Source organism: Pantoea sp. SM3, from assembly GCF_000963995.1.
Lineage (GTDB): Bacteria > Pseudomonadota > Gammaproteobacteria > Enterobacterales > Enterobacteriaceae > Pantoea > Pantoea rwandensis_B.
Genome location: NZ_JZRD01000043.1, coordinates 1 through 20,065 on the forward strand (window position 1 = coordinate 1; position 20,065 = coordinate 20,065).

At 53.5% G+C, this 20,065-nt stretch carries 18 protein-coding genes and 6 tRNA genes; 7 read left to right on the plus strand and 17 right to left on the minus strand.

Annotation, left to right across the window (positions count from 1 at the left end; translation table 11 throughout):
- Window positions 1-177 precede the first annotated feature (177 nt).
- The 5 genes from crr to cysZ form a co-directional block, all read right to left on the minus strand.
- Window positions 178-681: a PTS glucose transporter subunit IIA gene (crr, locus tag VI01_RS21760; protein WP_034825872.1), complete on the minus strand. Its 504-nt coding sequence runs from the start codon at window positions 679-681 to the stop codon at window positions 178-180.
- A gap of 42 nt (window positions 682-723) precedes the next feature.
- A complete protein-coding gene (ptsI, locus tag VI01_RS21765; RefSeq protein WP_034825874.1) occupies window positions 724-2,451 on the minus strand; it encodes a phosphoenolpyruvate-protein phosphotransferase PtsI in 1,728 nt (575 codons plus the stop codon).
- Window positions 2,452-2,610: 159 nt separating this feature from the next.
- Window positions 2,611-2,868: a phosphocarrier protein Hpr gene (ptsH, locus tag VI01_RS21770; protein WP_007889063.1), complete on the minus strand. Its 258-nt coding sequence runs from the start codon at window positions 2,866-2,868 to the stop codon at window positions 2,611-2,613.
- Between the two features lie 386 nt (window positions 2,869-3,254).
- The gene (cysK, locus tag VI01_RS21775; RefSeq protein ID WP_038645575.1) at window positions 3,255-4,226 is read right to left on the minus strand and encodes a cysteine synthase A; all 972 of its coding nucleotides are present in this window, start codon (window positions 4,224-4,226) and stop codon (window positions 3,255-3,257) included.
- A gap of 140 nt (window positions 4,227-4,366) precedes the next feature.
- On the minus strand, window positions 4,367-5,125 hold the full coding sequence (cysZ, locus tag VI01_RS21780; protein WP_045816603.1) for a sulfate transporter CysZ: 759 nt from the start codon (window positions 5,123-5,125) through the stop codon (window positions 4,367-4,369).
- 217 nt (window positions 5,126-5,342) lie between these two features.
- Between cysZ and zipA the strand changes: the two genes are divergently transcribed.
- From zipA to VI01_RS21795, 3 genes are all read left to right on the plus strand, one after another.
- Entirely contained in the window at window positions 5,343-6,335 is a 993-nt protein-coding gene (gene zipA, locus VI01_RS21785; RefSeq protein ID WP_038645580.1) for a cell division protein ZipA, read from the plus strand.
- Window positions 6,336-6,407: 72 nt separating this feature from the next.
- Window positions 6,408-8,426, plus strand: a complete 2,019-nt coding sequence (ligA, locus tag VI01_RS21790) for an NAD-dependent DNA ligase LigA (RefSeq protein WP_045816604.1) — start codon at window positions 6,408-6,410, stop codon at window positions 8,424-8,426.
- A 1-nt stretch (window position 8,427) separates the two neighbouring features.
- Window positions 8,428-8,646 carry a DUF3820 family protein gene (locus tag VI01_RS21795; protein ID WP_045816605.1) on the plus strand — a complete coding sequence of 73 codons (219 nt, stop codon included), beginning with the start codon at window positions 8,428-8,430 and terminating at the stop codon, window positions 8,644-8,646.
- 31 nt (window positions 8,647-8,677) lie between these two features.
- On the opposite strand, the gene VI01_RS21800 is transcribed toward VI01_RS21795, so the two are convergent.
- On the minus strand, window positions 8,678-9,679 hold the full coding sequence (locus tag VI01_RS21800; protein WP_034825889.1) for a bile acid:sodium symporter family protein: 1,002 nt from the start codon (window positions 9,677-9,679) through the stop codon (window positions 8,678-8,680).
- Between the two features lie 99 nt (window positions 9,680-9,778).
- On the opposite strand from VI01_RS21800, the gene VI01_RS21805 reads away from it, so the two are divergent.
- Complete coding sequence (locus VI01_RS21805; protein WP_045816606.1) at window positions 9,779-10,699, plus strand: LysR family transcriptional regulator; 921 nt, start codon at window positions 9,779-9,781, stop codon at window positions 10,697-10,699.
- Here VI01_RS21805 and VI01_RS21810 read toward each other — a convergent pair.
- The 5 genes from VI01_RS21810 to VI01_RS21830 form a co-directional block, all read right to left on the minus strand.
- Window positions 10,696-11,046, minus strand: coding sequence for a FlxA-like family protein (locus VI01_RS21810; protein WP_034825893.1), 351 nt, complete (start codon window positions 11,044-11,046; stop codon window positions 10,696-10,698). The two genes, VI01_RS21805 and VI01_RS21810, sit on opposite strands and share 4 nt — an antisense overlap.
- 147 nt (window positions 11,047-11,193) lie before the next feature.
- A tRNA-Lys gene (locus VI01_RS21815) sits at window positions 11,194-11,269 on the minus strand.
- 4 nt (window positions 11,270-11,273) lie between these two features.
- Window positions 11,274-11,349 (minus strand) — tRNA-Val (locus tag VI01_RS21820).
- A gap of 41 nt (window positions 11,350-11,390) precedes the next feature.
- Window positions 11,391-11,466 (minus strand) — tRNA-Val (locus VI01_RS21825).
- Window positions 11,467-11,512: 46 nt separating this feature from the next.
- Window positions 11,513-11,588 (minus strand) — tRNA-Val (locus tag VI01_RS21830).
- A 273-nt stretch (window positions 11,589-11,861) separates the two neighbouring features.
- Between VI01_RS21830 and gltX the strand changes: the two genes are divergently transcribed.
- A complete protein-coding gene (gene gltX / locus VI01_RS21835) occupies window positions 11,862-13,283 on the plus strand; it encodes a glutamate--tRNA ligase (protein WP_045816607.1) in 1,422 nt (473 codons plus the stop codon).
- Window positions 13,284-13,366: 83 nt separating this feature from the next.
- On the opposite strand, the gene VI01_RS21840 is transcribed toward gltX, so the two are convergent.
- Window positions 13,367-13,720: a YfeC-like transcriptional regulator gene (locus VI01_RS21840; protein ID WP_034825897.1), complete on the minus strand. Its 354-nt coding sequence runs from the start codon at window positions 13,718-13,720 to the stop codon at window positions 13,367-13,369.
- A gap of 114 nt (window positions 13,721-13,834) precedes the next feature.
- Window positions 13,835-14,620 carry a formate/nitrite transporter family protein gene (locus VI01_RS21845; RefSeq protein ID WP_038645593.1) on the minus strand — a complete coding sequence of 262 codons (786 nt, stop codon included), beginning with the start codon at window positions 14,618-14,620 and terminating at the stop codon, window positions 13,835-13,837.
- A gap of 344 nt (window positions 14,621-14,964) precedes the next feature.
- Between VI01_RS21845 and VI01_RS21850 the strand changes: the two genes are divergently transcribed.
- A tRNA-Ala gene (locus tag VI01_RS21850) sits at window positions 14,965-15,040 on the plus strand.
- A gap of 39 nt (window positions 15,041-15,079) precedes the next feature.
- Window positions 15,080-15,155: transfer RNA gene (locus tag VI01_RS21855), tRNA-Ala, on the plus strand.
- A gap of 585 nt (window positions 15,156-15,740) precedes the next feature.
- Here VI01_RS21855 and VI01_RS21860 read toward each other — a convergent pair.
- Genes VI01_RS21860 through VI01_RS21875 form a run of 4 tightly spaced genes read right to left on the minus strand, consistent with a single transcriptional unit; the run spans window position 15,741 to window position 20,008 of the window.
- Complete coding sequence (locus tag VI01_RS21860; RefSeq protein WP_045816608.1) at window positions 15,741-17,357, minus strand: rhodanese homology domain-containing protein; 1,617 nt, start codon at window positions 17,355-17,357, stop codon at window positions 15,741-15,743.
- Complete coding sequence (locus VI01_RS21865) at window positions 17,350-17,940, minus strand: cysteine dioxygenase (RefSeq protein WP_045816609.1); 591 nt, start codon at window positions 17,938-17,940, stop codon at window positions 17,350-17,352. Before VI01_RS21865 ends, VI01_RS21860 begins: the two co-directional genes overlap by 8 nt.
- On the minus strand, window positions 17,937-18,920 hold the full coding sequence (locus VI01_RS21870; protein ID WP_045816610.1) for an ABC transporter substrate-binding protein: 984 nt from the start codon (window positions 18,918-18,920) through the stop codon (window positions 17,937-17,939). The genes VI01_RS21865 and VI01_RS21870 overlap by 4 nt, the downstream gene beginning before the upstream one ends.
- Window positions 18,920-20,008, minus strand: a complete 1,089-nt coding sequence (locus tag VI01_RS21875; RefSeq protein WP_045816611.1) for an LLM class flavin-dependent oxidoreductase — start codon at window positions 20,006-20,008, stop codon at window positions 18,920-18,922. Before VI01_RS21875 ends, VI01_RS21870 begins: the two co-directional genes overlap by 1 nt.
- Window positions 20,009-20,065 lie beyond the last annotated feature (57 nt).

Below are 20,065 nucleotides of genomic sequence, written 5' to 3' on the forward strand. Positions count from 1 at the left end.
ACCATCTCTAACGCCACCGCACCAGCCCCAACGACGCCGCACTAGCCCCAACGCCACCGCCACGCGTTCCAATTGAACCGATCTAGCACTAACCGCCACCGCACCCTTTGGTTCCAGGCAGCGACACAAACAAAAACGGCACCCAGTGGGTGCCGTTTTTTATGATGCAAACGCTGCTTACTTCTTGATGCGGATAACCGGGGTCTCGCCCACAGTCACCTGACCGGAGAGTTTGATCAGGTCTTTGATCTCGTCCATGTTCGAGATCACAACCGGCGTAAGCGTAGATTTTGCTTTCTCTTCCAGCAATGGCAGATCAAACTCGATCACCACGTCGCCTTTTTTCACTTTCTGGCCTTCTTCGGCGATGCGTTTAAAGCCTTCACCTTTCAGTTCAACCGTATCGATACCGAAGTGGACGAACAGCTCGATGCCGTTGTCAGATTCGATTGAAAAGGCGTGGTTGGTCTCAAAAATCTTGCCAATGGTACCATCAACCGGTGCAACCATTTTGTTGCCAGTCGGTTTAATGGCGATACCATCACCCACGATTTTCTCAGCAAATACCACATCAGGTACGTCTTCGATATTCACGATTTCGCCTGACAGAGGCGCAACGATATCAATAGTCCCTGACGCGCTCTCTGATTTTTCGCCAAAAAGTTTAGAAAACAAACCCATGATCTTCTCCTAAGCAGTAATTTGGGGCCAGCGTCTCGTGGATCAGCAGAGCGTTTTTTCTTTAATGAACTTGTTCACCAGGTTCATTAAATCTTCCGCTGTGGGTTGAGCCAGAGCCTGCTCCGCCAATGCCTTCGCATCTTCGAAATTAGTATTACGAATAATCTTCTTGATGCTCGGGATTGAAATGGCACTCATGCTGAATTCGTCCAGCCCCATTCCCAGTAACAGTAGTGTAGCACGTTCATCACCAGCCAGCTCACCACACATGCCGGTCCATTTCCCTTCGGCATGTGATGCGTCGATCACTTGCTTGATGAGGCCCAAAACAGATGGCGTCATTGGGTTATAGAGGTGTGAAATCAAATCATTACCACGATCGACCGCCAGAGTATACTGCGTCAGGTCATTTGTCCCAATACTAAAGAAGTCGACTTCTTTCGCCAGATGGCGCGCAATCACCGCTGAAGCCGGTGTTTCCACCATAATGCCCACTTCAATGGTCTCATCAAAGGCTTTGCCTTCTTCGCGCAGCTGGGTTTTCAGCAGCTCCAGCTCGGCTTTCAGCGCACGCACTTCTTCCACAGAAATGATCATCGGGAACATGATACGCAGTTTGCCGAAGGACGATGCACGCAGGATAGCGCGCAGCTGAGCATGCAGAATCTCTTTGCGGTCCATGGCGATACGAATCGCACGCCAGCCGAGGAACGGGTTGTCCTCTTTCGGCAGGTTCATGTACGGCAGATCTTTGTCGCCGCCGATGTCCATGGTACGCACGATAACAGCCTGAGACCCCATCGCTTCCGCCACCGCTTTGTAAGCCTGGAACTGCTCTTCTTCGGTGGGCAGTGAATCACGGTCCATAAACAGGAATTCGGTACGATACAGGCCCACGCCTTCCGCACCGTTGCGCTCTGCACCGGCGACATCGCGCACGGTACCGATGTTGGCGCACACTTCCACCTGATGGCCGTCCAGGGTGATGGCCGGCAGATCTTTCAGTTTCGCCAGTTCGTGCTTTTCAGACAGGTATTGTGTCTGGATGGCTTTCAGTTCTTCTTGTTCTGCATCGGTAGGATTAACGTAAATCTTGTTATTCACGCCATCAAGGATCAGGAAGTCACCGTTTTTGATTTGCGTGGTGACGTTACCGGTACCGACAATCGCTGGGATCTCCAGAGAACGCGCCATGATGGACGTATGCGAGGTACGGCCACCGATATCGGTGATAAAGCCCAGCACCTTCTTCAGGTTCAGCTGTGCGGTTTCTGACGGCGTTAAATCTTTCGCCACCAGAATAGATTCTTCTGCGATAGCACCCAGGTCGACAATATGCAGACCGAGGATGTTTTGCAGCAGACGCTTACCGATGTCACGTACGTCAGCCGCACGTTCTTTCAGGTATTCGTCGTCGAGTTCTTCCAACGCCTTGGCCTGGCCATCAATGACAGAGTACGCCGCAGCGTCAGCCGTTGCGTGATCTTTCTTAATCAGGTCGATGATTTCCTGCTCAAGCTCTTCGTCTTCGAGCAGCATGATGTGACCTTCAAAGATCGCCGCTTTCTCTTCACCGAGGGTTTCACCGGCTTTGACACGGATGGCTTCGAGCTGTACTGCCGCTTTGCCACGTCCATCAAGGAAGCGTTGAACTTCTTGCTCAACCTGATCGTCAGTAATTTTTTTACGGCTGATGACGATCTCATCTTCCTTCAGCAGAAGTGCTTTGCCGAAAGCGATACCCGGTGATGCTAAAATGCCTGAAATCATAACCCTACCTTTTAATCACGATGGCTCATTGACCCAATGCGTTGCCACTGTCGCGGAACAGTACTCTAAGGAAGCAAGAACGCGGACAGGTTGTCCGCGATCAAGATATTTGCACTCAATGGGGCAAAAGAGTCGGTTTAGTTGCTTGCCTGAGCGGAATTACTCCAGTTCAGCCATCAGTTTCACCAGGTGCTCAACCGCTTGCTGCTCATCTTCACCTTCAGCAGACAGTGTAACAACCGTACCCTGAGTCAGACCCAGGGTCTGCAGTTTGAACAGGCTTTTCGCGCTGGCAGATTTGCCATTGGAGGTCACGGTGATTTCTGACTGGAAAGCCTTAGCTTCTTTTACAAACTGAGCTGCAGGACGGGTATGAAGGCCGTTAGGTGCGGTAATGGTAACTTCTTGCTGGAACATTCTATTTCCCCAACTTTATCAGGTTTGGTGTTATGGATCTAAAGTCTAGCCTGGAGCCGTCACTTTAGCCTGTATAGGTGCGCTGGTATGGCATTAAGCTGACCAAAAAATGCGCTGAATAATGTGTGTCTTTCAGCAGCAGATCAAAAACTGTGCGAAAAGGTCACCTTGCTAAGTATGCCGTGATTCGCCGTTTCGCCAAATCAGTAATTCCATTCAGCTTGATCCACTTCAAAGCCAGATTAATTTCAGGCACCGAAATAATTGGGAGCTTAAATACCAGAGCCGCGTCATTGAAATCAATCTGTCTGGTGATAAAAGTGAGATCTGCGCCACAAAAAAGCACCCATTCGGGTGCTTTTTTCGTCGTTTTCAGACTAAGGCGTTTACTGCTGCAGCTCTTTTTCAGTGAACAGGTCGGCGAACAAAGCAGTACTCAAATAACGCTCGCCAGAGGAGGGCAGAATCACCACGATATTCTTGTTGGCGAATGCCTCATCTTCCTGCAGCTTCAGCGCAGCAGCCACTGCCGCACCTGAAGAGATACCGGCCAGAATGCCTTCTTCTTCCATCAGCTGACGCGCAGTGCTGATGGCTTCTTCGTTGGTGATGGCGACAACCCGATCAACCAGTTTCAGGTCAAGGTTGCCGGGGATGAAACCTGCGCCGATGCCTTGGATCTTATGCGGGCCCGGTTTGATCTCTTCGCCAGCGATAGCCTGAGCGATGACCGGAGAGTCAGTCGGCTCTACCGCTACGGTAATTAAGTCTTTTTTGCCTTTGGTGTTCTTGATGTAACGGCTCACGCCTGTCAGCGTGCCGCCGGTACCTACACCCGCAATGAACACATCTACTTCACCGTCTGTGTCTTCCCAGATTTCCGGGCCGGTGGTTTTCTCATGGATTTCCGGGTTAGCTGGATTACTGAATTGCTGTAGCAGCACAAATTTATCCGGATCGCCGGCGACAATTTCCTCGGCTTTGGCGATGGCACCTTTCATGCCTTTTGCACCTTCGGTCAGCACAAGATTCGCGCCCAGTGCTTTCAGCAGCTTGCGACGTTCAACAGACATGGTCTCTGGCATGGTCAGCGTGAGCTTGTAACCACGAGCGGCGGCAACGTAAGCCAGTGCAATGCCAGTGTTACCGCTGGTTGGCTCGACCAGCTCAACGCCTGGCTTCAAAATTCCGCGCTTTTCTGCGTCCCAAATCATATTGGCACCGATACGGCATTTGACGCTGAAGCTCGGGTTACGCGATTCGACCTTCGCCAGGATCCGTCCATTACCGATGCGGTTCAGTCGAACCAGCGGCGTATGACCAATTGTCAGAGAGTTGTCTTCATAGATCTTACTCATAGCTCGTCCTTAACTGTATGAAATATTGGGAACCCTCAGAGCATACCTGTTCTTCCGGTGTGCGGAAGGAAAGAAATCGCATATCTATATAGCCCACAACCATAAGCCTTACGCAAAAATGCATAAGGCTTTTTGAAGCTTTAATGACGCGCATGCTGTAGGCGGTAGCGATCAACCCACATCGCGGTAGCGCCACATACGGCCACCGGCATGATGGCCAGGTTCAGAATCGGAATCATGGTGAACAAACTGACCAGCGCGCCAAATTGCATGTTCGCCGTTTTATGCTGACGTAACGCACTGCGCATCTGCTGAAAACTCACTTTGTGGTTATCAAACGGATAGTCGCAGTACTGCACCGATAGCATCCACGCGCTAAAGAGAAACCATAATACTGGTGCCACCGTTTGTCCAAAACCGGGGATAAAGTAAAGCAGCAGCAATCCCAATGCGCGTGGTAAATAGTAGCCAAGCTTCTGTAATTCGCGCTTCATGATGCGCGGGATATCTTTAAACATCGCCATCCAACCGCTATCCGGCAGCGGGTGACCGGTGAGACGGCCTTCCAGTTGCTCGGCCAGCAATCCACAAAAGGGGGCGGCAATCCAGTTCGCAATGGTGGAGAAGAAGTAGCTGAATACCAGCACAATCGATATGACGGAAAGCGGCCAAAGCAAATAACTCAGCCACTGCAACCAATCAGGGATGTGCGACATTAAGGCCGGGATCCACTCTCCGAGCCGTTGAAACAGCCAGATAAAGGCGCCTCCCAGCAGAAAAATGTTCACCAGCAGAGGAATAATGACGTAACGACGAATGCCAGGCAGACGCACCAGTCTCCAGCCTTCGGCAAAGTAATGAATACCATTTAATGATGAGGGCGATTTCTCAACGGGCATAGCGAGCCTTTCTCCTTTATGTGGCGGCGCAAACATCATAACCTGGCTTTTTGTCGGTGGCAGGCGCACTTTGCGCGAAAAATCAGCAAAAAAGCGTGGGGCAGCTATCTTATTTGTCAGAAAATACTGCACAGACTTGCACTTGTGTAGCTGGGCAAATACAGTTAGAGGATAAAGTTTGCCGTGGTGGCAAGGTATTGGAACAACAGAGAATACAATGATGCAGGATTTGCGTCTGATATTAATCGTTGTTGGCGCGATCGCCATAATAGCGTTGCTACTTCACGGACTGTGGACCAGCCGTAAAGAGCGCTCTTCCGTGTTTCGCGATCGCCCGCACAAACGTCTGAAACAGCGCGAAGAAGCGGATGAAGATCTGCTGAGCGAAGAAGATGATGATGGTGTCGGCGAAGTGCGTGTCCGTCGCAATCGTGACGCGCATGTCGAACCCGAATTCGACGCACCTGTGACTAAGCCTGTCAGCGCGCCACGTGCGCCTGAACCTGCGCGTCAGCCGTTCCCGCGTCATGAAACCCCATTGATGGGCGATCCGCTGCTGGATGATGAGCCGGAAGTGCGCCAGCCTGCACCTGCGCCACAACCGCCGGTGGTTAAACCTGCGCCGCAGCCACAACCGCAACCTCAATCCGTTCAGGCCGATCCCTTACTGGATAACGAGCCACTTTCTGCCACGCAGCCTGCGCCTGAGTTCCAGGCCGCTGAAGAGCCTGAATACGAAGAAGAAGCGCCGGTCGCACACGATGAACCAAAACAGCCTGCTGCTTCTACCCAGAGAAAAAATGAAGCGGTACTGGTGCTGCATGTTGCCGCTCACGCCGGTGGCGAACTGAACGGTGAAGCTCTGTTGCAGGGTATTCTGCAAGCGGGCTTCCAGTTTGGTGAGATGAATATTTTCCATCGTCATCTGAGTCCAGCGGGCAGCGGTCCTGTGCTGTTCAGTCTGGCGAACATGGTGAAACCGGGCTCCTTTAATCCCGACACCATGGGCGATTTCAGCACGCCAGGCATATCCATCTTTATGATGGTTCCGTCTTATGGCGATGCGAACCAAAACTTCAAGCTGATGCTGCAATCTGCCCAGCGAATTGCGGACGATGTCGGCGGGGTTGTGCTGGATGATGAGCGTCGCATGATGACGCCGCAGAAGCTGGAAACCTACAAAGCACGCATTCGCGAGGTTATCGGTTGATAGCCGCGAGCAAAATCAAATATTAACGAAACAACCCCCGCATGTCGGGGGTTTTTTATCGGATAAGACACTATGAAATCGGTTCAGGAGCAGATCACCGCGCTGCGCACCTCGTTACGTCACCATGAGTACCTCTATCACGTAATGGATACGCCGGAAATTCCGGATGCAGAATATGACCGACTGATGCAGCAACTGCGTGAACTGGAAGCGGCACACCCTGATCTCATTACCCCGGATTCGCCGACTCAGCGCGTGGGCGCAGCACCGCTGGCCGCTTTCGAACAAGTTCGCCACGAAGTGCCGATGCTGTCACTCGACAACACTTTCGATGAAGCCGGTTTCCTGGCCTTTAATAAACGCGTGCAGGATCGTCTGAAAAGCAGCGATGATTTGACCTACTGTTGTGAACTGAAGCTGGATGGTCTGGCGGTCAGCCTGTTGTATGAAGATGGGCTGCTGGTGCGTGCGGCGACACGTGGTGATGGCACCACGGGCGAGAATATTACCGCCAACGTGCGCACTATCCATGCCATTCCGCTGCGTCTGCACGGCGACAATATTCCTGCGCGTGTCGAAGTACGTGGTGAAGTCTTTATGACCGAAGCGGGTTTCGAGAAGCTCAATGAGGATGCACGCCGCACTGGCGCGAAAGTGTTTGCCAACCCGCGCAACGCCGCGGCAGGATCGCTACGTCAGCTCGATCCGCGCATTACCGCTAAACGTTCTCTGACTTTCTTCTGTTACGGTTTCGGCCTGCTGGAAGGCGGTGATATGCCCGCCAGTCACTGGCAGCGCCTGCAGCAATTTAAAGCCTGGGGCTTGCCGGTCAGTGACCGTATTCGCCTCGCGCATACGGCGGAAGAGGTGCTGGAGTTTTATCGTCAGGTTGAGCAAGACCGTCCGTCACTTGGATTCGATATTGACGGCGTGGTCATCAAGGTCGATTCGCAAGCGCTGCAGGAACAGTTAGGCTTTGTTGCTCGCGCCCCGCGCTGGGCCGTGGCCTTTAAATTCCCGGCGCAGGAACAGATGACCTTTGTGCGCGATGTCGAGTTTCAGGTGGGGCGTACCGGCGCGATTACGCCCGTCGCTCGTCTGGAACCGGTGCAGGTGGCTGGCGTGGTGGTGAGTAATGCCACCTTGCACAATGCGGATGAAATTGCGCGTCTTGGCCTGCGCATTGGCGACAAAGTGGTGATTCGCCGCGCCGGAGATGTGATTCCGCAGGTGGTCAACGTGGTGGAGTCCGAACGTCCGGATGATACCCGTGAAATCGTCTTCCCCAGCCATTGCCCGGTGTGTGGCTCGGATGTCGAGCGCGTGGAAGGCGAAGCCGTTACCCGTTGTACCGGTGGACTGATTTGTGGTGCCCAGCGTAAAGAGGCGCTCAAACATTTCGTTTCCCGACGTGCGATGGATGTCGATGGCATGGGCGACAAAATCATCGATCAGCTGGTTGAAAAAGAGTACGTGCACACGCCTGCCGATCTGTTCCGTCTGACGGCGGGCAAGCTGACGGGGCTGGATCGCATGGGGCCGAAATCGGCACAAAATGTGGTGGATGCGCTGGAAAAAGCGAAGCTCACCACGCTCCCTCGTTTCCTGTATGCCCTTGGAATCCGTGAAGTCGGTGAAGCCACTGCGGCCAATCTGGCCAATCATTTTGGCGATCTTGAGAAGGTGATGAACGCCGATCTGGATGCGCTGATTGCGGTACAGGACGTGGGTAAAGTGGTGGCCGCGCATGTGCGCAACTTCATGGAAGAAGAGAGCAATCGCGAAGTGATCCGCGAGCTCACCGAAGAGGTGGGCGTGCATTGGCCGCAGCTGGAAGTGGTGAATATTGAAGAGATCGACAGTCCGTTTGCTGGCAAGACCGTGGTGCTGACCGGATCGCTGTCACAGATGAACCGCGATGATGCCAAAGAACGTTTAGTCGCGCTGGGCGCGAAAGTGAGCGGCAGCGTGTCGAAGAAAACAGACTTACTGATTGCTGGCGAAGCAGCGGGTTCCAAACTGGCGAAAGCGCAGGAGCTCGGTATACCCGTGATCGACGAAGCGGAAATGATTCGCCTGCTGGGAGCCTAACGTGGACAAACATCAGCTGGTTGAAATCGCCAATACCGCCATGCCATTCGGCAAGTATAAAGGCCGCATGCTGATTGATGTACCTGAAGAGTATCTGCTGTGGTTTGCGCGTAAAAACGAATTTCCGGCAGGGAAGTTGGGCGAGCTGATGCAGCTGACTTTAGCGATCAAAGTTGAAGGATTGCAGGGGTTAGTTAAACCACTCAAACGCAGTGAATAACAAAATGGCCCGCCTTCGCGGGCCATTTTACTTATGATTTCTGCACTTCAACTTGCTGTTGCGCCAGCCGCTTCTCATTGCCCGCTTTATAACGTTGAGCGATGAAGGAGCAGACCATCAACTGCACCTGATGGAAGATCATCAGCGGCAGCACGATAATCCCCACAGAACTGGCCGGGAACAGGATATTGGCCATCGGCACGCCATTGGCGAGACTCTTTTTTGAACCACAGAACAGCACCACGATTTCATCGGCGCGGCTGAAGCCAAACAGGCGCGAGGCACCCAGGTTAATCGCCAGCGCGACAAACAGGATCAGCACGCTACCCGCCAGAATCCACAGCAGCGTATCCACACCCACGCGATGCCAGATACCGTTGACCACCGCTTCGCTGAACGCGGAGTAAACCACTAACAGAATTGAGGTCTGGTCGGTTTTACCAATCAGGCTGCGATGTTTTTCCACCCAACCGCCAATCCAACGACGGGACATATGACCGATCACAAAGGGCACCAGCAGTTGCAGCATGATTTTGCCAATCTGCTCCAGACCATTGCTCGGCGCATCGCTGTGCACGTTCATCACCAGATTCACCAGCAGCGGTGAGATGAATACGCCGAGCAGGCTGGAAGCAGAAGCGGCACAGACCGCAGCGGCAACGTTACCCCCCGCCATGGAGGTGAACGCAATCGCAGACTGCACGGTGGCAGGCAGAATACACAGGTAAATGAAGCCAGTGTAAATCTCTGGGCCAACGTTCACCGGATGCCACCACACCAGCAGCAAGCCAAGAATCGGGAATACCACGAAGGTGCTGCACATAATCCACAGATGCAAACGCCAGTGGCTGCTGCCGGCTATGATTTTTTCGCGTGACAGCTTGGCGCCGTGCATAAAGAACAGCAGGGCGATGGCGGCAGTGGTCAGGTATTCAAAGAAATCGACAAACCCGCCTTTGGCCGGAATGAAGCTGGCCAACAGCACAGTGATGATGAGTTTGACCATCATCGGGTCGAGTCGTAAAAAGCCCATTGTTACAATCCGGTTAAAATAAAAAAGATGGTGCTGATTGTGCGCCAGCTGGGTTTAGAAATAAAATTGATTTATTGCATCAATCTATGAGCGATATCGATGAATTACACCTTACGTCAGTTACGCACCTTTGTGGCCGTGGCGCAGCAGGGCAGTTTTAGCCAGGCAGGGCAGGCGATTGGGCTCAGCCAGTCGGCGGTCAGCCACAGTATTAAAGAGCTGGAAGCGGAGATGGGCGTGCGTTTGCTGGACCGCACCACGCGCGAAGTGATGCTGACGGAAGCAGGGCATCAGCTGGCATCGCGCCTGGAGCGTTTGCTGGAGGAGTTAAACACCACGCTGCTGGATGTGCGCAGTTACGGTGAGCAGCGCAGTGGCACCGTACGTGTTGCCGCCAGCCAGACACCTTCGGCGAATCTGATGCCGCAATGTCTGGCGAGTAGCCAGCAACGCTATCCGGATATTCGCGTCATTCTGCACGATCGCGCACAGCAATCCGTACTTCAAAGCGTTCGCAATGCGGAAGTCGATTTTGGCATTGTCATCGGGCCGTTAGGAGATGCCGATCTGGATTACGAAGCGATTTTGCAGGAGCCGTTTTTACTGTTGTGCCATGCGGATGATGAACTGGCCCGGGTTGAGCAAGCGGAGTGGACGATGTTGGCGGGGCGCAACCTGGTTTTGCAGGATTATGCTTCAGGAAGTCGTCTGCTGGTGGATGCAGCGCTGCAGCAGTTATCGATCCAGGTGCAGGTGGTACAGGAGATCGGCCATCCCGCCACGTTGTTCCCGATGGTGGAAGCAGGGATTGGCATCAGCATTTTACCTGCTCTGGCGTTACCGCTGCCGGCGGGGCGGAAACTGACGGTGCGACGCCTCTATCCGGAAATTCATCGAAATCTCATGCTGATCAAACGCAAAAACCGTTCCCTGACGCCAGCCGCGGAAGCGATTTGGCAGGAGGTGCGCCAACAAGCAGGCTTGCTGGCGCAACAACGTGCTCTCAAACCGGCGTTTTAAACGTAAACGTTGATTTGATTGGTGTCAGTTGGACGGTTGATGCCATCGGCTTTTTGAGCGCTGGTGGCACTTTCCGTGGTGGGTTGCTGGGCTTCCTGCTTCTGCTGTGCCTTTTCAGCTGCCTGCTGCTCAATTTGTGCAATTTGAGCTTCAACCATCTGAATTTGTGACTCCAGCATCTGCTCCTGTTCAGATTTTTGCTCATCTGTCAGGGTATCGTCGTTGGAAAGATCTTTGACTTGCTGGGTCAGGCTTTGAATCTGTTTATTCAGGCTGGCAATTTGTGACGTTGAACCGCCACCACTGCTCGCTGTACTGATACTGCTAACACTTGAGATAGTCGACATGGTTTTCTCCTTGCAATAGACCATTATCGTTATCGGCAAGGGGATAAAACGGCTTGAGCACACAAAGCGTTAAGTGTTTGCAAAGGTTTTGTGAGGGTGGGCAAATCGCAGATAGCAAAAAGGCGCCTTTAGGGCGCCTTTCTACATTGGTGGGTCGTGCAGGATTCGAACCTGCGACCAATTGATTAAAAGTCAACTGCTCTACCAACTGAGCTAACGACCCGAAGTGGTGGGCGATGACGGGCTCGAACCGCCGACCCCCTCCGTGTAAAGGAGATGCTCTACCAACTGAGCTAATCGCCCACTTCGGAACTGCTTAACAAGAGTGTCATCTGACTAAGATATGGTGGGCGATGACGGGCTCGAACCGCCGACCCCCTCCGTGTAAAGGAGATGCTCTACCAACTGAGCTAATCGCCCATATCTTACTCTTCAAACTCTTGTACACTGCGAGCCACTTTTAGAGTGGTGGGTGATGACGGGCTCGAACCGCCGACCCCCTCCGTGTAAAGGAGATGCTCTACCAACTGAGCTAATCACCCCCGCTGTGTGGAGTCGCATTATAGGGATCCTTCGAAGTGAGTCAACGCTTTTTAAAACATAAATGTGCGTTCGCTTTAAATTTAGTCAGCATGCCGCGCTTTTAGCCAATGTGCTGGTTTTATTAGCAGAAAAACGCACTTCAATCTGTGATGCCGCCGCGAGAGTCATTGAGGAAAGCGTCCCACCTGCTAGAATATGCGCACTGTTTTTTCGCGTTAACCCGTTTTTTTGTCATCCAGACAAAGAAACCTGCGCATCTAAGGCAATGCTGAATGAAAATCAAAACTCGCTTCGCACCCAGCCCAACGGGCTACCTGCATGTGGGCGGTGCCCGTACTGCTCTTTATTCCTGGCTTTATGCTCGCCATAACAAGGGCGAATTCGTTCTGCGTATCGAAGATACCGATCTGGAACGTTCAACGCCGGAAGCCATTGAAGCCATCATGGATGGCATGAACTGGCTAAACCTGCAGTGGGATGAAGGCCCGTACTATCAGACGAAGCGCTTTGATCGTTACAACGCCGTCATCGATGAGATGGTTGAAGCGGGTACCGCTTATAAATGCTATTGCTCTAAAGAGCGTTTAGACGCGCTGCGTGAAGAGCAGATGGCGAAAGGCGAGAAGCCACGCTATGACGGCCGCTGCCGTGACAGCCATGAACATCATGCGGCGGATGAGCCTTGTGTGGTCCGTTTCCGTAACCCGCAAGAGGGTTCGGTCATTTTTGACGACCAGATCCGTGGACCAATTGAGTTCAGTAACCAGGAGCTGGATGATCTGATCATCCGCCGCACCGATGGTTCACCAACCTACAACTTCTGTGTGGTGGTGGATGACTGGGATATGGGCATCACGCACGTGATCCGTGGTGAAGACCATATCAACAACACGCCACGCCAGATCAACATCCTTAAGGCGATTGGTGCAGAAGTGCCAACTTACGCGCACGTCTCAATGATCTTGGGTGATGACAGTAAGAAGCTGTCGAAACGCCATGGCGCAGTGGGTGTGATGCAGTACCGTGATGACGGCTATCTGCCGGAAGCGTTGCTCAACTATCTGGTGCGTTTGGGCTGGTCACATGGCGACCAGGAAATTTTCAGCGTGGCTGAGATGGCCGAGCTGTTTACCCTGGATGCTGTCAGTAAGTCTGCCAGTGCGTTCAACACCGAAAAACTGCAGTGGCTGAACCATCACTACATCAATACGCTGCCGCCGGAATACGTGGCAACGCAGCTGCAATGGCACATCGAGCAGCAGAATATCGATACCCGCACCGGCCCGGAGTTGGCAAAACTGGTGACGCTGCTGGGTGAGCGTTGCAAAACGCTGGTCGAGATTGCCGCTTCTTGCCGTTACTTCTATGAAGAGTTCGATGCTTTTGATGCCGATGCGGCGAAGAAACATTTACGCCCTGTTGCGCGTCAGCCACTGGAAGTGGTGCGTGACAAACTGGCTGCGCTGAGCGAAAGCGAGTGGAATGCGGAGAATGTGCACAACGCGATTCAGGGTGCCGCCGATGCGCTCGAACTGGGTATGGGCAAAGTGGGCATGCCACTGCGCGTGGCGGTCACCGGTGCAGGTCAGTCTCCGGCACTGGATGTGACTGTCGAAGCGATTGGTCGCAGCCGCAGCGTGGCTCGCATCGAGAAAGCGCTGGCCTTTATTGCTGAGCGTGAAGCCCAGGCTTAATTAAGGTAGCGGCAGCCTGTAACGTTGCCGCTGCACTTATCGTGGGCATTAAAAAAGCCGGGAGCATGAGCGCCCGGCTTTTTTTAATCTTCTTTAATCCCTAACCGTTCCAGCACACCACTTATCCCCTCGCGCAGCAACAATGCAGCCAGTTGATCTTGCTCAGCGGTTGTCATTTGCTGGACAGAATTTATTAATAACGCAGGTAACGTATTTTGTTGAGCACCGTAATTGGCCGCCGGTTCGGTCGCGTGGCGGGTAGACTGAACAAAGCTTTTTACACGCTCATCAATATGAATCAATCGCGCCTTACCACCCTGTACACCGGGCTTGGGCGTGGTTGTCCAGTTTTCGCGTTTGATCCATTTATTCACCGTTTGCCGACTGTAGCCCGTTTCCAGCGCGAGCTCCTCGGGGGTGAGCCATTCCTTTTTCACGATGCTGTCCCTGTTAAATACATTAGCTGTACATATTACAACAAAACGTAACGGGGAAAAGTAATCAGGCAGGAAAATGCCTCTTGTCTCATGACAAAAGGCATAAATCGGATATTAAGCTTCGCTGGTTTCAGCTTGTGCAGGACGGAAAGCAAGGAAATAGGTGAGACCAACAAATATTGCACCGCCCACGCCGTTGCCAAGGAAGACGGCAATCACGTTTGGCGCAAAGTCTGCCCAGCTCATTTGTCCGGCAAAAATCGCGGCGGGCACAATAAACATGTTCGCCACCACGTGTTGGAAGCCAATCGCCACGAAGGCCATCACCGGGAACCACATGCCAAAGATTTTTCCGACCATATCTTTACTGGCAAAAGCTAACCACACAGCCAGACACACCAGCCAGTTGCAGCCAATACCTGAAATGAACGCGTGCAGGAAATCCGCATTCACTTTCGCGTGAGCAATCGCCACGGTCTTTTTCAGATAATCGCCTTCGGTCATACCGAGCATATGACCAAAGAACCAGGCGACTGCGATGCTGCCAATAAAGTTGGCAATCGTGACCCAGAACCAGTTGCGCAGCACACTCAAACCGCTGATGCGGCGGGCGAACCAGGCGATCGGTAAGGTCATCATGTTGCCAGTCAACAGTTCACCACCGGCCAGAACGGTCAGTATCAGGCCAACCGGAAACACCGCCGCGCCGAGGAAACCGCCAAAGGAGCCCCATTCAGCAGGCAGCTGGTTGATAACATGCAGATCCAACAGAAAACCTGTGGCAATAAATGCACCGGCCATAAAACCAAGAATCAATAAGGTGGAAACAGGCAAACGGCTTTTAGCCACGCCTGCTTGAATCGCCAGTTGGGCGATCTCTTTCGGTGTATGCAGCGACATATTTCACTTTTCTTTTAATGAACAAGGGGAAAATGCTGGCCGATCAAAGAGTGATATACCCTGGAAGGTTGACCGGTTAATTAGCGCGCTAAGTTTTACACTTACCCGTAACGAACACAAGATTATTCCTAACATCTTTAACCCTGATTTAACCTTGGTTGCAGGGTGTTAAATGCGAAAATGCGTTAACGAAATGCGCAATTGCGTTGAAAAAAAAGCCATTACGGTAGGGCGTTGCCGCCTTTTTCAGCGATTGAACACAGAACGAGAATTTGGCGTTGACACTCAGGGAGCGGTTTCATATGATGCCGTCCGTCGAGTTAAATCGGCTGTTTTTCGGTGCTGGGGGTATAGCTCAGCTGGGAGAGCGCTTGCATGGCATGCAAGAGGTCAGCGGTTCGATCCCGCTTATCTCCACCAAATCGTTTTAACGATGCACTGAAAAAGATTTCCAGATGTGGGGGTATAGCTCAGCTGGGAGAGCGCTTGCATGGCATGCAAGAGGTCAGCGGTTCGATCCCGCTTATCTCCACCAAATCTCTGTTCGTCCTGAACAATTGCAACACAATCCAACATTACTGAATTCATAATTGCTCATTTCATATGCAGAATGGCGTCATTATTGGTGCGACGACACTCCCAGCGTTCTGAATTTCGCCCATCTTTTGATATCAAGCCTCTCGACGAATTGCGCCATAAAACGCGCGAGCTTCTTCCTGTGCGCTGATTCTTCCTGCGCGCTGAGATGATCTCACCCATTCAGCATTCCAGCTTCTTCTCAGGGGACGCAATGAATGGCACCGCAGCAGCTTCTCACGCGCTGTGATGATCTTATCCGTTCAGCATTCCGGCTTCTTCTCAGGGGACGCAATGAATCGCACCGCAGTAGCTTCTCACGCACTGCGATGATTTTATCCGTTCAGCGTTCAGCGTTCAGAGTTCAGCACTGCATCAGAGTGCGCAATGAATCGCACCGCAGCAGCTTCTCACGCGCTGCGATCATCTTATCCGTTCAGCATTCAGCACTGTATCAGAGTGCGCCATAAATCGTGCCGCCAGAGCATAGTGTGCACTGAAATTATGCACAATCTTGTCGCGGCGCAATTTTTGGCGCTAAGAGTTAAGCGGTTGCGGCTTGTTCTTGAGCAGGCAACACACGGAAGCCGTGCGTGCCATCACGATCCAATTGCGCCACCAGGCCGTATTCCCAATCCAGGTACGCCTGCATCACGGCAGGTGCGATATCGGTGCCTTCATACGGACGGCGGTAGCGATCAATCGCCGGTGAAAGCAACTGCTGATCACCTTGCTCGGTCGGCAGGTGCGCTGCGCGCCAGGCCGCATTGCCGCCTTCCAGCACAAACACCGGCTTGCCGGTGAGTTCCGCCACCTGGTCAACCGCATATCCGGCCAGCAAACTGCTGCCGCAGGTCAGCACATAACGTCGTGCCGTTGGCAGCATGGCTTTACCTTCTTTTTGCAGCGTTGAGCGCAGCAGCCAGCCCGCACCCGGAATATGGCTGTTAAGGTGATTGGCGTGCGTGGTGAAGTCCAATACCTGGGTCTGACCTTCTTTCAGCCACTCCGCCAGCTGCTGTGGCGAAACAAACTCGGGCTGCGCAACAGCAGGAACCTGCGCTTTCCAGGCACCGGTGGCACTGAAATCACTGGCCTGCAGCTCTTCCAGCACCGACACTTGCCAGCCCAGCTGCGCCAGCCAGGAGGCGGTCATGTTGGCACGCACGCCATCGTCATCAATCAGTACAATACGTGCACCGCGCACGCTGGCGTAATGATCGGTTTCCTGCACCAGCTGTCCGCCTGGTACATGACGACTGCCAGGCAGATGACCCGCTGCATACTCGTCAGCGTCACGCACATCAAACAGGTAAGTGGTGCGTGATTCCTGCTGCCAGCGCTTGAGTGTTGCCAGAGGAATGCGCTCCACGCCTGCGCGATCCGCGATGCTACGCGCGTTCGTCGCAGCCTGGCGCTGTGCCGTTTCACTGGCTTCACCGTATCGGCGCGACTGAGCATGCTCCAGCACGTGGCCTGCCAGCGTCCAGCCAATAGTGCCGTTACGCAGCGCAAACACCGGATTGCGAATGCCCGCATTCACCAGCGACTGAGTACCAATAATGCTGCGCGTGCGGCCCGCACAGTTCACAATCACCGTGGTTTCCGGTGATGGCGCGATATCGCGAACGCGCAACACCAGTTCACCGCCCGGTACGCTGGTGGCGCCTGGAATGCTCATGGTCTGGTATTCGTCAAAGCGACGCGCATCCAGCACCACCACGTTGGCATCACTGTTGATTAAGCTGTGCACTTCATCGGCTGACAGGGAAGGGGTATGATTGTGATGTTCAACCAGTTCACCAAAGGCCTTACTCGGCGAATTCACATCAATAAACAGCTCACCGCCCGCAGCCTGCCAGCCGGCTAAATCCTCTTTTAACAGCGCTATATTGCTGTAACCCAGTGCTGCAATTCGTTCCGCAGCCGTCTGTGCCAGCCCTTCGCCGTTATCATATAGCGTGATGGCTGTCGTCAATTGCGGGATGCGATCCAGTAGTTCCAGTTCCAGTTTGGAAAGCGGGATATTGACCGCAAACAGCGGATGACCGGTGGCAAACAGCGCTTCGTCGCGGACATCAACAATCGCCACTTCCTGCTGTTGACGCAGTGACTCAAGAATGTCCGCCGCCTGGCGGAAAGGGAATGCGGGTTTACTCATGTGATAGATCCCAAATGTTCGGTAAGTAACGGTTGCTGTAACCGGAGATAAACTGTTTTTCACTGCCGTCTTCGCGGTACACCGCGCGTTTTACCGCGCCGATATTGGCGCCATACACGTGGATGCTGATTGAGACGCAATCGTCATAGGCATTGCTGACGCGATGAATATCGCCCACGGTGGGAGAGACGGCTTCAACGCTGCCGGGATCAAGGCGTATTGGTGCACCTTCTGGCTGCAAGCCGTTCGGCCCGGGCTGCCAGGATTGTGATATCTCCGCACCGCGTAGCATGCCAATTAATCCCCATACGCGATGGTCGTGAATCGGGGTTTGCTGGCCCGGCCCCCACACGAAGCTCACGACTGAAAAGCGCTGTCGGGCATCGGCATACAGCAGATATTGTCGATAGTGCTCAGGATGTGGCTGGGTATAAGCCTCGTCCAGCCAGTCATCATGCTGGATTAACTCGCCGAGCCAAACGCTACCCTGTTGCAATATGGTGGCTTCATCGGGATTCTGGTCGAGTAACGTAGCCAGATTGCCGACAAAATCGCGTAAACGATGATGCTGATTGGCACTCATGATTTATCTCCCGGCGCGCTTTTGGCAACCTGATTGGCCTGAGCCGACAAACTAAAATCAAAGGCTTTACTGACATCGATCGCTTTCGGCAGCACCTGATAGCGATGGAAGAAATCAGCTGATTTTTGCAGAGTGGGGATCAGGCTGGCATCAAACACCAGTGGACGAATGCGTGCATCGGCAATCCAGCTGCTGGTGATATTGGTGGGCATATTCAGTGTCTTGCCCAGCACGCTGGCAAACTCCTGCGGATGTTGCTGCGCCCAGATTTGTGCCTTAGCCAGACGCGCCAGCAAATCGGCAATCGCTTTACGCTTACCGGCATCATGTAAGGCCTCGTCACGCGCCAGCGCATACGAATAACCCGACATAATGCCTTTGCCGCCGCCGTCAGCGACACGTACCGTGCCATCTACAGCAGTGGAGGTAGCGATATAAGGTTCCCATGGCGCCCAGGCCGACACGGCTCCTGAAGTCAGTGCGGCGCGACCATCAACAGGGCCAAGGAAACGCAGCGTGACATCGTCTGGTTTTAATCCGGCGCGCTCCAGCAGTCCAAGCAGCAAATAGTGGCCCCATCCGCCGCGATTGACCGCAATCTGCTTGCCTTTCAAATCCTGCAAATGGTGAATCCCGGCATCGGGACGCGTCAGCAGCGCGATACTGTCAGGATTGTTCTGCCATGCGCCCACGGCTTTCACAGGGGCGCCAGCTGCGAATACGAACAGGAACGGCAAATCGCCGGTAAAGCCCACATCTAGTGCGCCAGCATTTAACGCTTCCTGCACTGGCGCCCCTGAATCAAACGCCGTGAGTTTCAAATCGTAGGGCAGGTTATTGAGTTCGCCTGATGCTTTTAACGCAGCAAAGCGGTCACCTTTTACATCGCCCAATCGCAGCGTGACTTTATCAGCGGCGAACAGTGGATTGAGTGTGGAGAGCGCCAGCGCAACACCGGTAAACAGTGCAGCCAGACGCATCAGGCGCTCCTTTTGTCATTGGCGTTAAGCGCGGCCACTTTTTCACGCGTCAGCGGAATGAGTTCTTCGCCGTATTCCACCGCATCATTCAGCGGATCGAAGCCGCGAATCAGCACGCTGTGAATGCCAAGGCGATAGTAATCCAGCAGCGCGTCGGAAACCTGATCGGCAGTACCCACCAGTGCAGTGGAGTTGTAGCCGCCTTGCACCAGTTTAGCTACGCCTGTCCACAGTACTTTGTCCAGGCGATCGCCTTCATTGGCGGCAGCCAGCAGGCGCTGAGCACCGACGCTTTGCGGCTTGGGTTTGCCAAACGCAAATCCGGTCTCTTGTAACTGTTTTTCTGCCAGCTCACGGATATGCTCGGCGCGCTCCCAGGCTTCTTTTTCGGTTTTACCGATGATGGGGCGGAACGAGATATTGAAATCAATTTCGCGCCCGTGCTGAGTTGCAGCGGCTCGTACGTTGCGCACCGTCTCTTCCGCCCCTTTCAGCGGTTCGCCCCACAAGGCAAACACATCGGCATGGCGTGCAGCCACATCAATCGCTTCCTGAGACGATCCGCCAAAGTACACCGGCAGTTTTTTCTGCACGGGCTTGATGGCTGAAAATGCCTGTTCAGCCTGGTAAAAGTTTCCCTTGTGATCATAAGGCTGGCTGGACTCCAGGCTCTGCCTGAGCACGGTGAGGAACTCGTCGCTGCGTGCATAGCGTTCGGCTTTATTCAGGAAATCACCATCGCGACGCTGCTCGACATCGCTACCGCCGCTGATGATATGCACCGCCAGACGACCATCGGTCAGTTGATCCAACGTTGCCAGCTTGCGTGCGGCCAGGGTCGGTGCGACAAAGCCCGGACGGTGTGCCAGCAGGAATTTCAGTGAGGAAGTGTGTGCCGCCGCGTGGGCGGTGACCAGAAAGCCATCCGGTTGATCGGACCAATACCCCACCAGAATACGGTCAAAGCCCGCTTCTTCATGGGCGCGGGCAAAACGTGCGATGTAATCTTTATCAAACAGCGGGCCGCTGGCGGGGATGATCTCGGAAGCCAGTCGGTGGCCAATCATGCCAAGAAATTGAATGCTCATACGATTCTCCAGATGTGACGTTATGGAGAAAAGCTACGGGCGCAGGCAGCCGTGAAG